This window comes from Mycetocola reblochoni REB411 (assembly GCF_900163835.1).
GTDB classification, from domain to species: Bacteria; Actinomycetota; Actinomycetes; order Actinomycetales; family Microbacteriaceae; genus Mycetocola_B; species Mycetocola_B reblochoni.
Map to the genome: position 1 here is coordinate 1 of NZ_FUKR01000072.1, position 12,045 is coordinate 12,045.

Below are 12,045 nucleotides of genomic sequence, written 5' to 3' on the forward strand. Positions count from 1 at the left end.
ACCCCGAACCCTCCCCCGCGGCCGGCAAACCCTCCGGCATCGACCCCGCCACGGCCGTCCCGGCCGAGAGCGGTGGACCGGTCCGCGGAGACGACGGGCTGCTCCGGACACCGTGGGCCGGAACCGACCCGCTGATGCGCGAGTACTACGACACAGAGTGGGGCTCCCCCGTCCGCACCGAGCAGGGCCTGTTCGAGCGGCTGAGCCTGGAGGCGTTCCAGTCCGGACTGTCCTGGGCGACGATCCTGCGCAAGCGCGAGGCGTTCCGCGCCGCGTTCCACGGGTTCGACGTGGACGCCGTCGCAGCCTTCGGCGACGCCGACGTCGAGCGGCTGCTGCAGGACGCCGGCATCGTCCGCAACAGGGCGAAGATCGTCGCGACGATCGGGAACGCCCGCGCGACGGCCGCCCTGCGCCCCGAGGGTGGCCTTCCCGCGCTCATCTGGTCGCACCGCCCCGAGGTCCCGCTGCGTCCGCGCACCGTGGACGAGGTGCCGACCTCGACCCCCGAGTCGGTCGCCCTCGCCGCCGCGCTCCGCGCGCGGGGGTTCCGCTTCGTCGGCCCCACGACGATGTTCGCGCTCATGGAGGCGACGGGCGTCGTCGACACCCGCCTCGTCGGCAGCCACCGCCGCGGCACGGACTGACCGGACACCCGACGGCAGCCGGGACGAGACGTCGGCGCCCCTCCGCGAACGGAGGGGCGCCGACGATGCGAACCGGTCAGCGGATCAGGACTCGTAGCTGCCGTACTCGTACATGAAGTTCGGGTCGTTCATGACCTGGTCCATCGCGGTGCCGATCGCGGCGAAGAACACGAGGGCGAAGATCAGGCCGACCAGGATGAAGACACCGCCGACGACGATCCCGGCGATCGCCAGGCCGCGGCCCGTCTCCCCCGTCTTGCGGATCTGCCCGAGCGCGACGGCGCCCATGATGATGCCGAGCAGGCTCGCGCCGACGAAGGGGGCGATCAGCGAGAAGATCGCGAGCAGGCTGGTCTTGCCCTGCCGGCTCTCGGGGACGAAGCCGTCCGGCGTGGAGCCACCGACCGGAGGCGCCGTGTACACGGGCTCACCGTAGGGGGCGGGGGCGGACGGAGCGGTCTGACCGTAGGCGGGGGTGGGCTCGTTCGGCGTGCTGGGGGTGTTCTCCGGTGTGCTCATCTGGCACTCCTCTCGGTGTCGATCGGTGGGGTCAGGCGCCGCGCAGTCGCGTGGCGAGGTAGGCGTAGAGGCCGTCGAGCGGGACGCGCTCCTGCTGCATGGTGTCGCGGTCCCGGACGGTCACGGCGTCGTCGTCGAGCGAGTCGAAGTCGACGGTGATGCAGTAGGGCGTGCCGACCTCGTCCTGCCGACGGTAGCGGCGGCCGATCGCACCGGCGTCGTCGAAGTCGACGTTCCAGCTCTGGCGCAGCTCGTCGGCGACCCTGCGGGCCAGCGGCGACAGCGCCTCGTTGCGGCTGAGCGGCAGGACCGCGGCCTTGACCGGGGCGAGGCGCGGGTCGAGCCGGAGCACGGTCCGCTTGTCGACGCCTCCCTTGGCGTTGGGGACCTCCTCCTCGTGGTAGGCGTCCACGAGGAAGGCCATCAGCGACCGGGTCAGACCCGCCGCCGGCTCGATGACGTACGGCGTCCAACGCTCGTTCTTGGTCTGGTCGAAGAACGACAGGTCCTTGCCGGAGTGCTCCGAGTGCGTCGACAGGTCGAAGTCGGTGCGGTTGGCGATGCCCTCGAGCTCGCCCCACTCGCCGGAGAACCCGAACCTGTACTCGATGTCGACGGTTCGCTTGGAGTAGTGCGAGAGCTTCTCGGCCGGGTGCTCGAACAGGCGCAGGTTCTCGGGGTCGATGCCGAGGTCGGTGTACCAGTTCCAGCGGTAGTCGATCCACTTCTGGTGCCAGTCCTCGTCGGTGCCCGGCTCGACGAAGAACTCCAGCTCCATCTGCTCGAACTCGCGCGTGCGGAAGATGAAGTTGCCCGGCGTGATCTCGTTGCGGAAGCTCTTGCCGATCTGGCCGATGCCGAACGGCGGCTTGATCCGAGCCGCCTGGAGCACGTTGGCGAAGTTCACGAAGATGCCCTGCGCCGTCTCCGGCCGCAGGTAGTGCATCCCGGACTCGTCCTCGACCGGGCCGAGGTACGTCTTCAGCATCATGTTGAAGTCGCGCGGGGGCGTCCACTCGCCCTTCGTGCCGCAGTTGGGGCAGTTGATGTCGAGCATGCCGTTCTCCGGCTCGCGGCCCTTCTTCTCCTCGTAGGCCTCGATCAGGTGGTCCTCGCGGAAGCGCTTGTGACAGCTGAGGCACTCGACGAGAGGGTCGGTGAAGACGCCGACGTGCCCGGAGGCCTCCCACACGCGCTTGGGGAGGATCACGGAGGAGTCGATGCCGACGACGTCGTCGCGGCGGGTGACCATGTAGCGCCACCACTGTTTCTTGATGTTCTCCTTCAGCTCGACGCCGAGGGGACCGTAGTCCCACGCGGAGCGGGAGCCGCCGTAGATCTCGCCCGCCTGGAACACGAAGCCGCGATGGCGGGCGAGGGCGATGACGGAATCAAGACGGGACTGCGGGGCCACGGTTCTCCAAGGAATACAACGACGAGCAGGCCGGCTGCCAGGCTCCCGGCAAGTCTAGCGAGTAGCCGTGGGCGGGCCAGTCCCCCCGCTCTCCGTCCCACACCTTCTCCTCACAGCATCGATAGGAACGGCACAGAAAAGCTCCCTACGGTTGAAGCATCAAGCGAATCCCCCGATACCGAGGAGCCCCCATGCAGAACCGACCCGCCATCCGCACCGCCGGAGCACTCGCCGGACTCGCCCTGATGGGGGCGCTCGCCGGGTGCAGCACGACAGCCGCCGACACGGACAGCCAGAGCAGCGGGGCCGCGGCCGGCGGAAGCGCAGCGGCGACCACCTCGCCCTCGAGCGAGTCGTCGGCGAGCACGGAGAGCACGGACACGGGCTCCGCCGACGGCGCCTACACCGACGGCAGCTACACGGCGACGGGAAGCTACCAGTCGCCGGGAGGGCAGGAGAGCGTCGAGGTGACGCTCACCATCGCCGACGACACGGTCACGGCCGTCGAGGTCGTCGGCGACACCGACAACGCCAACTCCACGCGGTACCAGTCCGAGTTCATCGGCGGGATCAGCGACGTCGTCGTCGGGGTGCCCGTCGACGAGCTCCAGGTCGACAAGGTCGCCGGGTCCTCACTCACCAGCGGCGGTTTCAACGAGGCGCTCGAGACGATCAAGGCCGATGCCGCGGCCTGAGCACCGCTGGACGTTCGAGGCCATCGGTACGCACTGGACGTTGGAGAGCGACACCGCGTTCTCCGACGACGTCCGCACCGATGTCCTCGACGTCTGCGAGCGGTTCGACGCCGCCTGGTCGCGGTTCAGGGCCGACTCCGTCGTCAGCGGACTCGGCCGGGACGGCGGCGAGGCCACGATGCCGGCCGAGTCCTCCCGGCTGGCCGCGCTCTACCGCGACCTCGAACGGGTCACCCAGGGTGCGATGACACCGCTGGTCGGCGTCCCGCTGAGCAGGCTCGGCTACGACGCCGGCTACCGGCTGCACCCGGACGGTCCGCCCGTCGCCGCGGCCCGCTGGGACGACGCCCTGCACTGGCAGGGCCGGGCGCTGCGGCTCGCCCGCGGTGAGATCCTGGACATCGGCGCCGCCGGCAAGGGGGAGCTCGTCGACCAGGTGACCGACGTCCTCCTCTCGGCGGGGCACCGCCGCTTCTGCGTGGACGGCAGCGGCGACCTGCGCGTGGTCGGCCATCGGGAGCAACCGCTCCGCATCGCCCTGGCCAAGCCCGGCGACGCCGGACTCGCCGTCGGTGTCGCCGAGCTCGCCTACGGCGCCCTGTGCGCGAGTGCGACGGACCGGCGCCGCTGGTCGGAAGGGCTGCACCATGTGCTCGACGGGCGGACGGGTACCCCCGTCACCGAGGTCCAGGCGAGCTGGGTCGTCGCCGAGAGCGCGATGATCGCCGACGCGATGGCGACCGCCCTGTTCCTCAGCCCTGCCGCGCCGCTCCGAGAGCTGGCAGAGTTCGAGTACGTCCGACTGTTCGTCAACGGGCAGGCGGAGACGTCCGCCGGCTTCCCCGGAAAGGTCCTCGCATGACAGCCCCCGCTGCCGCCCCCCCGCCGACTCGGCCCGCTCGCGCTCATCGACGCCGTGCCGATGCACCGTCTCGTCTCGGTGTCCCTGGCCGTGATCGGCGTGATCGCCGTCGTGTCCGCGGCCGTCGGCTCGCTCAGCTACTCGCCGCTCGCACTCGCCGTGTCGGCGACCGTCGGAGTCGGGGTCGCCGTCGCCGTCAACGCGGGCGCCGCCGCCCTGGCGCGCCGGAGCCCGCACCACGAGTCGGCGGTCATCACCGGCCTGATCGCGTTCTTCCTCGCCTGGCCGTCGCTGTCGCCGCTCGACCTCAGCGTCGTCGCCGGGCTCAGCGCCCTCGGCGTGGCATCCAAGTACCTGCTCGTCTGGCGGGGCCGCCAACTGGCCAACCCCGTCGTCGTGGCCGCCGTCGCACTGGGCCTCGCGGGGGTCTCGAGCGAGATCTGGTGGGTGGCGTCGGAGCCCCTGTTCCCCGCGGTGCTCGTGTTCAGCCTGCTGATCCTGCGCCGGACGAGGATGATGCTCCCGGGGCTGGTCTTCATCGTCGTCGCCCTGGCCGGCACCGTGCTCGGCAGCGTCTCCGGCGGGGCAGCCCTGCCCGACGCCCTCCTCGGCGCCCTCGTCTCGACGCCCATCCTGTTCCTGGCCGGCTTCATGCTGACGGAGCCGATCACCCTGGCGCCCCGGACGGCCCAGCGGGTCATCGTGGCCGTGGTCACCGGCGTGCTGTTCAGCGCTCCGCTGCTGCTGGCCAGCGTGCTGCATCTGCCCACCTCGCTCGGCCCGCTGACACTGTCCCCGGCGTTCGCACTGCTGGTCGGCAACCTGATCTCCTTCGCCTTCGGACCGCGGCGGGCGCTGCGGTTCACCGTGGCGGAGGTGGCGGAGGAGGCGCCGGCGGTGTGGTCGGTGTCGCTGCTGCCGGAGCAGCCCACGCGGTTCGAGCCGGGGCAGTACCTGGAGCTCAGCCTGCCGCACCGCCGCAGCGACAGCGGCGGCACCCGGCGCGTGTTCAGCATGACGACCGCGCCCGGCGCCGTCGAGGTGGGGCTCGGCGTGCGCGTCGACGAGCCGGCGAGCACCTTCAAACGGGAGCTGAGGGCCCTGCAGCCGGGAGACCAGCTGAGCGCGACGCGGATCGGGGGCGACTTCGTCCCCCCGGCCGATCCGCGCCAGGCGGTCCTGTACATCGCGGCGGGGATCGGCGTGACGCCGTTCCTGTCGCACCTGGCCGCGGAGCAGTCCGCGGGCGTCGACAGGGACAGGGTGCTCGTGTACCTGCTGAGGGATGGCGGGCCCATCCCGTTCCAGGACCGGCTCATGGCTGCGGGGATCCGGGTGATCGTCGTGGCACCGACCGTGCCCGACGCGCTGCCGGAGGGGTGGAGCTACGCCGGGGCGTCACGCCTGACGGCCGACACCCTTCCGGCGCTCGTGCCGGACGTCGCGCACCGGCACTGCTTCATCTCCGGCAGCCCCTCGGCCGTCGGCCAGCTCCGCCACGTCGTCCGGCGGGCGGGCGCGAGTCACGTGACCACGGACGCCTTCGCCGGGTACTGACCCGGCGTAGCGGGCGCGCCGAGCCGGGCCCGGGGCGACCTCAGCGCAGCAGCAGGGCGCGCGCGTCGGCGACGGTGCGCTCCGCCTCCTCCGAGTTGATGCGCGCGAGCAGCATGGCCGCGAGGACGGCGGCCACGAGCAGCCGGGCCCGCACCGAGCGGTCGCCGTCGGACAGCGCGGGCAGTGCGGAGCCGAGCGCGGCGTACACGGCGTCGTGGAGCTCGCGCCGGTAGTCGTCGACGACGTGGCGCTGCACCTCGTCGTGGGCGGCGAGGCCCGCCGCGCTGTTGAGCAGCAGGCACCCCCTGTCGGCACCGGGCGCCCCGCCGACAGCCCGCGCGATCGCGTTGAGGTACTCGGCGAGCGCCGACGGATCGGCGGAGCTCCCGCTCAACCTCGCCAGCAGCGGGCCGACCACGTTCTCCCTGTAGTCGCGCACCGCGGCGTCGTAGAGCCCCCGCTTGCTGCCGAAGCTGTTGTAGATGCTCGACCGGTTCAGGCCGCAGGCGCGTTCGAGCTCGGGCAGGGAGACGGCGTCGAACCCGCGGTCCCAGAACAGCTCGCGGGCGGCACGGGCGACGACGGTGCGGTCGAATGCAGCGGTGCGGGCCACGGTTCCTCCTGGACGGTTGCGTTTCCCCCAGCCTATACTGAACCAACCAGTTCAGAAAGGCTGCACCATGGTCACCCTCACCGCCGTCCTCGCCCTGCTCGCCGCGGCCCTGCACGTCGCCATCTTCGTCATGGAGTCCGTGCTGTGGACGAGCCCCGGCGTCCGCGCACGCTTCGGCACCACGCCCGAGCAGGCCGAGGCGACCAGGGAGATGGCGCTCAACCAGGGCTACTACAACCTGTTCCTCGGCGTCATCGCCGCAGCCGGGGCGATCGCGCTCCTCACCGGAGCGGCGTCCGTCGGGACGGCGCTCGTCTACGCCGGCACCGGTTCGATGCTGCTCGCAGCCGTCGTCCTCGCCGCGACCTCGCCCGACAAGCGCAGGGCGGCCGTGACGCAGGGGCTGCTCCCGCTGCTCACCGTGATCGTCCTGAGCGCCACGCTCGCGATCAGCTGACCCGCGCGCCGAACCACCACCCACCCGCCCAGCCAGAGACTCCCGGAGGAACCCGACCATGACCACAACCAGCACCCAGATCCAGCTCGTCCGTCGGCCCGTCGGCTGGCCGACCCACGACGACGTCCGGACCGTCAGCGTCCCGCTCGACGAGCTCGCGGACGGCGAGGTCCGCGTGCGCAACGAGTTCCTCTCCGTCGACCCCTACATGCGCGGCCGCATGAACGACGTGCGGTCGTACGTCGCCCCCTTCGCCCTCGGCGAGACCATGACCGGCGGCGCGGTCGGGCGCGTCGTGGAGTCCCGCTCCGCCGACCACGCGGTCGGGGACCTCGTCCTGCACCAGCTCGGCTGGCGGGACGTCGCGCAGGCCGACGCCGCGGCGTTCCGCGTGCTCCCCGCGATCGAGGGCACGTCGCCCAGCCTGTACCTCAGCGTCCTCGGCATGACGGGCTTCACCGCCTACCTGGGCCTCACCCGCATCGCCCGCCTGGCCGAGGGCGACCGTGTCTTCATCTCCGGGGCGGCCGGAGCCGTGGGGACGGCGGCGGGCCAGATCGCCCGACTTCTCGGCGCCTCCCAGGTGATCGGCTCCGCCGGAAGCGACGAGAAGACCGCCCTGCTGCGCGACAAGTACGGCTACGACATCGCGCTCAACTACCGGGACGCGCCCATCCGGGAGCAGCTGAACGCCGCCGTGGGCGAGACCGGCATCGACGTGTACTTCGACAACGTCGGCGGCGACCACCTGGAGGCCGCGCTCGACGTGTTCAACGACGGCGGCCGCGCGGCGCTCTGCGGGGCGATCGTCGGCTACAACAGCACGGAGCGCACGCCGGGCCCCGACAACATGTCCGCCATCATCACGAGGGCGCTCACGCTGACCGGCTTCACCGTCGGCGCGCACCTGGAGCACTACCCCGAGTTCACCGCTCGGATGACCGAGTGGTTCGGCTCGGGCCTGATCGCCGTCGACGAGACCGTGGTGACGGGCCTCGAGAACACCTTCGACGCGTTCCTGGCGATGCTGAGGGGGGCCAACACGGGCAAGATGATCGTCGCGCTCTGAACCCTGTCGATGCGCCCCGCCCCGGGTGCCGCGCGACGGGGCGGGCGACACCGCCAGGCGGAGGGACGGAACCGCGCCGGCCGCGACGGCCGCGACGGCGATGCCGTGGCACGATGAGGCGGTGACCACCCTTCCCGACATCGTCGTGTCCGCCCTGGCCCTGGTCAGAGGGCGCCGCGTCCTGCTGGTCACCGCCCGCGGCCGCGACGTGCTGTTCATGCCCGGCGGCAAGGTGGACCCCGGTGAGAGTGGTGCGGACGCCCTGCTCAGGGAGAGCAGGGAGGAGGTCGGGCTCATTCTCGACCCCGCGAGCGTCGCCGAGCTGTTCACCGTCCGCACCCAGGCCCACGGCGAGCCGGACGGACGCCAGGTCGCGATGACGCTCTACAGCGCGGCCCCGCTCGCCGGCACCCCCGGGGATCCGGTGCCCTCGGCCGAGGTCAGCGCCGTGCACTGGTGCTCGACGGCCGATGCGGTTCGCTGCCCTCCGGCCGGAGCCGCGGTCCTCGCGAGGCTGCACGCGCTCGACCTCATCGATTGAGCGGCCCGGGGCGGCCGACGAGGGCGGCCACGTCGGCCATGACCTGCGCGTAGCCGTCGGGCCCGAGGGCTTCTCCGCTGGCGTCGTCCGTGAGGATCGCCTGCATCGCGCCGGCCACGAGGTTCGTCGTCAGTGCGGCCTCCCGGGCGGCAGACCCGTGGTCCAGCCGACGCCGTCGCGGGTCGGCCTCGAGCCATCCGGTGAGGAGGGCCTCGAGCTGCGCCATGATCGCCAGCAACGGCAGGCTGATCTGCGGACGGGTCTCGGGTTGCTCGCGAAGCAGCTCCATCCGGGCGCCGACGACCTCGCCGTGCGGCGCGAGATCCCCGAGCGAGGCCACGACGATTGCGAGCAGGGCGGCCGCATGATCCCCGTCTCCGACCCCAGAGGCGAGTATCGCCTCTGCCTGATCCGCAGGGATCATCTCGACGGGGATTCCGAAGATGGCCGCGTCCCGCGAGGGCATGTGGAGGAAGAAGGTGCTCCGCGCGATGTCGACGACATCACAGATCTCGGCCACGGTCACATTGCGGTAGCCGCGCTCCCTGGCGATCGCGACCGCCGCCAGCTGGATGCGCTGACTGAGCTCGTGACGCTTGCGCTCACGTCGGGGTGCGCGTTCCGTGCCCATGACCCTATGATACCGATATGGACACCGTCCAATGTTGGATGGTGTCCATTTTGGATCGCTGACACCCCCGTCTCCCGCATCGCAAGGACCCCCACCCATGCCCACCACCCGCAGAACAACCCGAACCACAGCACTCACAGGAATCCTCGCCGCCTGCCTCCTCGCCGGCGCGGCGACCCCCCTCGCGGCCGCACAGCCGCGCGACACGGCCGTCGACGAGGACTGCACCGCGGCCGGAGCGCTCGACCTTGCCGTCGTGCTCGACACCACCGGCTCGATGAGCAGCGCGATCTCCGCCGCCGGCACCACCGCCGTCGATCTCGCGACAACGGTGTCCTCCTCGGGCGGGCGCGTCGCGCTCGTCGACTACCGCGACGCGGGCGACTCCTGGACCTCACGGATCCGCACCGACTTCACCGCCGACGCCGCCACCTACGCGGCGGCCGTCGGGGAGATGTGGGCAGGCGAAGGCGGCGATATCCCCGAGGCGACCCTGTTTGCCCTCAACACCGCTCTGACCGAGCTGAGCTGGGACGACGATGCCGCCCGAGCGGTGATCGTCATCACGGACGCACCCTTCCACGACCCGGATCGGGCGGACCCCTCGCTGACCTCGTCGGGCGTCGCCGCAGCGCTGGCCGGGAGCGGGACCGCCGTGCACGCGCTTCTGACTGACCGCTCAGCGGACACGAGCGGCCAGTACTCCGCGCTCGCCTCCGCGACGGGCGGCTCCGTCACGACCCTTGGCGCCGCGGGCTCGACGATCGAGGAGCTGCTGGCCTCCCTCGTCGACGACGTGGTCTCGCGCCCCTACGTCACCTTCACGCAGCCGTCCTACGCCTTCGAGGCGGGCACGGCCGGGGAGCTCCCCACCGTCAGCGGTGACGAGTGCCTCCCACTCGAGGGAGCGAGCTGGGCGTGGGAGTTCCTCGACGGCGACCCCGAGGTCAGCGGCGTGACGACGGAGACCGCGACGGCGAACTACGCGACGCCGGGCGACTACGCGGTCCGCGTGACGATCACGACGCGCGAGGGAAAGACCGCGACGGCGACCACCACGGTCCGCGTGACCGCACCGGTGACCCCCACCCCCGAGCCGACGCAGGCGCCGGAACCGACGTCCGAGCCCACCGAGACCGCCGGGCCCGCGCCGGAACCCGCCCAGACGGCCGGGCCGACACCCGAGCCGACTCGCACAGCGTCGGAGACCGCCGCGCCGGCCGCCACGACGCCGACCGTCGCCCCGACGGAAGCGTCCGAGGCCGACGCACCCCCGACGCCCGCTCCCGAAAATCTCGCCAGCACCGGAACCACGGGCGTCATCGGCGGCGCCTTCGCGGTCGCGCTGCTCGCGGCGGGCGCGATCCTCGTCGGACGGCGGGCGCGCCGCTGACACCGGGCGACGGCGGGGAGGGGCGGACGGTCAAGACCGTCCCCTCCTCGCGGTCGCGGCCCCTGCCCGGCTCGACCCGGCTCCCTGCGAGCGCCCCGCTTCCGTCGATACGCTGACCGGGTGAGCACCCGCGAATTCCACTCTCACGGCCGCGTCCTCGCCTCCCACCGATCGGGGAGGGACGACGGCCCCGCCTTCGTCCTCGTGCACGGCATCGGCATGGGCCACGGCTACTGGTCGCCGCTGGCGGACGAGCTCGGCACGCTCGGGCCCGTGCACAGCATCGACCTGCCCGGCTTCGGCGACGCCCCCGAGCCGGACGAGCCGCTCGACATGGCCGGCAGCGGCGAGCTGCTCGCCGAGTTCATCGACGTCACCGGGCTCCGCGACGTCGTCCTCATCGGCCACTCGATGGGGACGGAGGTCGCCACCGAGGCCGCCGTCGCCCGACCGGATCTGCTCGACGCCCTCGTGCTGATCGCCCCGACCGTCAACGACGCCGAGCGCAGCATCGGGATGCAGACGCTGCGCATGCTGCAGGACCTGTGGAGCCCGCACCCGATGGTGCTCTGGTACGGCCTGGTGTACTACGTCAAGGCCGGACCGCGCTGGTACCTGAAGAAGCTGCGCACGATGATGGCGCACCGCGTCGAGGAGCGCTACCCGTTCGTGCGCACGCCCACCCTGGTGATCCGCGGGCAGCACGACCCGGTCGCACCGCGCGACTGGGTGGAGCGGGTGGCGGCGGCGATCCCCGGCGCAGTCGCCGCGGAGGTCCCCGGGCGCGGCCACGAAACGATGATCACCGGGCACCGCGAGGTCGCCGCCCAGATCCGCGCGCTCATCAGAGCGGCCGTGTGAGGTGATCCGCACGGCGTGGTGGACGGTCGTCGACCTCGTGGCGACGGCGCGGCTGCACCTGCGCGCTCTGCGGCTGCCCGTCGTGCCGCCGCACTGGTCGCGCGGCGACGAACGCCTGCCGGAGGTCGTGCTCGTGCCCGGCGTGTACGAGCAGTGGTGGTTCCTCCGCGACTACGCCGAGCTGCTCAACGCGGCGGGCTACCGCGTCCGGGTGGTGCACGGCCTCGGCTACAACCTGCGCGGCATCGTCGAGACGGCGGAACTGCTCGCCGCCGCCCTGCGCCGACGGACGGTCGCCGACGCGGGGATCCTCCTCGTCGGGCACTCCAAGGGCGGGCTCATCGGCAAGCAGCTGCTGCGCCGCCGCGATCCGGAGCTACGGCTGCACGGTGTCGTCGCCGTGGCCACGCCCTTCGGCGGTTCGCGGCTGGCCCGGCAGGCGATCGACCCGCACCTGCGCGTGTTCAGCCCGCTCGACCCGACCATCGTCGAGCTCGGCATGGACGCCAGGCTGAACGAGAGCATCGTCTCGGTGTACGGCGTCTTCGACCCCGACATCCCCGACGGCAGCACGCTGAGCGACGCGACCAACGTGCCGGTCACCTCGACCGGCCACATGTCGATCCTCCTGGACGCGGAGGCGGCGCAGGCCGTGCTGGACGCGGTCCGCTCGCTCACGCCCGTGCGGGTCCCCGGCGCCGGGGCCTGACGCGGAGCTACCGCTGCGCGGGCGTCGACGCTTAGAGTGAGCTGACCGTCCCCTCCTCCCCCGCTTCACGGCCGTCG

At 72.1% G+C, this 12,045-nt stretch carries 14 protein-coding genes; 10 read left to right on the forward strand and 4 right to left on the reverse strand.

Annotation, left to right across the window (positions count from 1 at the left end):
- Positions 1–38 precede the first annotated feature (38 nt).
- Positions 39–647 carry a DNA-3-methyladenine glycosylase I gene (locus FM119_RS12290; RefSeq protein WP_218778785.1) on the forward strand — a complete coding sequence of 203 codons (609 nt, stop codon included), beginning with the start codon at positions 39–41 and terminating at the stop codon, positions 645–647.
- Positions 648–731: 84 nt separating this feature from the next.
- On the opposite strand, the gene FM119_RS12295 is transcribed toward FM119_RS12290, so the two are convergent.
- Together FM119_RS12295 and FM119_RS12300 are read right to left on the reverse strand one after the other, a co-directional pair.
- Positions 732–1,166 (reverse strand): DUF4190 domain-containing protein, encoded by a 435-nt coding sequence (locus FM119_RS12295; protein WP_087138451.1) that lies wholly within the window; start codon positions 1,164–1,166, stop codon positions 732–734.
- Positions 1,167–1,197: 31 nt separating this feature from the next.
- Positions 1,198–2,580 (reverse strand): glycine--tRNA ligase, encoded by a 1,383-nt coding sequence (locus tag FM119_RS12300; RefSeq protein WP_087138452.1) that lies wholly within the window; start codon positions 2,578–2,580, stop codon positions 1,198–1,200.
- A 191-nt stretch (positions 2,581–2,771) separates the two neighbouring features.
- On the opposite strand from FM119_RS12300, the gene FM119_RS12305 reads away from it, so the two are divergent.
- From FM119_RS12305 to FM119_RS12315, 3 genes are read left to right on the forward strand one after another with little or no spacing between them, the layout of a single operon-like run.
- Positions 2,772–3,275: an FMN-binding protein gene (locus FM119_RS12305; RefSeq protein WP_087138453.1), complete on the forward strand. Its 504-nt coding sequence runs from the start codon at positions 2,772–2,774 to the stop codon at positions 3,273–3,275.
- Entirely contained in the window at positions 3,262–4,137 is an 876-nt protein-coding gene (locus FM119_RS12310; RefSeq protein ID WP_087138454.1) for an FAD:protein FMN transferase, read from the forward strand. The genes FM119_RS12305 and FM119_RS12310 overlap by 14 nt, the downstream gene beginning before the upstream one ends.
- A 60-nt stretch (positions 4,138–4,197) precedes the next feature.
- Positions 4,198–5,694, forward strand: coding sequence for a ferredoxin--NADP reductase (locus FM119_RS12315; RefSeq protein WP_087138455.1), 1,497 nt, complete (start codon positions 4,198–4,200; stop codon positions 5,692–5,694).
- Between the two features lie 40 nt (positions 5,695–5,734).
- Here the strand turns inward: FM119_RS12315 and FM119_RS12320 are convergent, their stop codons facing one another.
- On the reverse strand, positions 5,735–6,307 hold the full coding sequence (locus tag FM119_RS12320; protein ID WP_218778781.1) for a TetR/AcrR family transcriptional regulator: 573 nt from the start codon (positions 6,305–6,307) through the stop codon (positions 5,735–5,737).
- Between the two features lie 67 nt (positions 6,308–6,374).
- On the opposite strand from FM119_RS12320, the gene FM119_RS12325 reads away from it, so the two are divergent.
- The 3 genes from FM119_RS12325 (at position 6,375) to FM119_RS12335 (ending at position 8,374) form a co-directional block, all read left to right on the forward strand.
- Entirely contained in the window at positions 6,375–6,764 is a 390-nt protein-coding gene (locus FM119_RS12325; RefSeq protein WP_087138456.1) for a DUF1304 domain-containing protein, read from the forward strand.
- A 58-nt stretch (positions 6,765–6,822) separates the two neighbouring features.
- Complete coding sequence (locus FM119_RS12330; protein WP_087138457.1) at positions 6,823–7,833, forward strand: NADP-dependent oxidoreductase; 1,011 nt, start codon at positions 6,823–6,825, stop codon at positions 7,831–7,833.
- A 121-nt stretch (positions 7,834–7,954) separates the two neighbouring features.
- The gene (locus tag FM119_RS12335; RefSeq protein ID WP_087138510.1) at positions 7,955–8,374 is read left to right on the forward strand and encodes an NUDIX hydrolase; all 420 of its coding nucleotides are present in this window, start codon (positions 7,955–7,957) and stop codon (positions 8,372–8,374) included.
- On the opposite strand, the gene FM119_RS12340 is transcribed toward FM119_RS12335, so the two are convergent.
- Positions 8,364–9,005 (reverse strand): TetR/AcrR family transcriptional regulator, encoded by a 642-nt coding sequence (locus FM119_RS12340; protein ID WP_087138458.1) that lies wholly within the window; start codon positions 9,003–9,005, stop codon positions 8,364–8,366. The genes FM119_RS12335 and FM119_RS12340 overlap by 11 nt on opposite strands.
- A 97-nt stretch (positions 9,006–9,102) precedes the next feature.
- On the opposite strand from FM119_RS12340, the gene FM119_RS12345 reads away from it, so the two are divergent.
- From FM119_RS12345 to FM119_RS12355, 3 genes are all read left to right on the forward strand, one after another.
- Positions 9,103–10,398 (forward strand): PKD domain-containing protein, encoded by a 1,296-nt coding sequence (locus tag FM119_RS12345; protein ID WP_087138459.1) that lies wholly within the window; start codon positions 9,103–9,105, stop codon positions 10,396–10,398.
- A 120-nt stretch (positions 10,399–10,518) separates the two neighbouring features.
- Entirely contained in the window at positions 10,519–11,259 is a 741-nt protein-coding gene (locus FM119_RS12350) for an alpha/beta fold hydrolase (RefSeq protein ID WP_087138460.1), read from the forward strand.
- 1 nt (position 11,260) lies between these two features.
- A complete protein-coding gene (locus tag FM119_RS12355) occupies positions 11,261–11,968 on the forward strand; it encodes an esterase/lipase family protein (RefSeq protein ID WP_087138461.1) in 708 nt (235 codons plus the stop codon).
- Positions 11,969–12,045: the final 77 nt, after the last annotated feature.

Excerpts from the sequence above, each read along its gene's own strand:
- FM119_RS12295 (WP_087138451.1), bottom strand. The coding sequence starts at position 1,166 with ATGAGCACACCGGAGAACACCCCCAGCACGCCGAACGAGCCCACCCCC.
- FM119_RS12305 (WP_087138453.1), top strand. The coding sequence starts at position 2,772 with ATGCAGAACCGACCCGCCATCCGCACCGCCGGAGCACTCGCCGGACTC.
- FM119_RS12310 (WP_087138454.1), top strand. The coding sequence starts at position 3,262 with ATGCCGCGGCCTGAGCACCGCTGGACGTTCGAGGCCATCGGTACGCAC.
- FM119_RS12315 (WP_087138455.1), top strand. The coding sequence starts at position 4,198 with ATGCACCGTCTCGTCTCGGTGTCCCTGGCCGTGATCGGCGTGATCGCC.
- FM119_RS12325 (WP_087138456.1), top strand. The coding sequence starts at position 6,375 with ATGGTCACCCTCACCGCCGTCCTCGCCCTGCTCGCCGCGGCCCTGCAC.
- FM119_RS12330 (WP_087138457.1), top strand. The coding sequence starts at position 6,823 with ATGACCACAACCAGCACCCAGATCCAGCTCGTCCGTCGGCCCGTCGGC.
- FM119_RS12340 (WP_087138458.1), bottom strand. The coding sequence starts at position 9,005 with ATGGGCACGGAACGCGCACCCCGACGTGAGCGCAAGCGTCACGAGCTC.
- FM119_RS12345 (WP_087138459.1), top strand. The coding sequence starts at position 9,103 with ATGCCCACCACCCGCAGAACAACCCGAACCACAGCACTCACAGGAATC.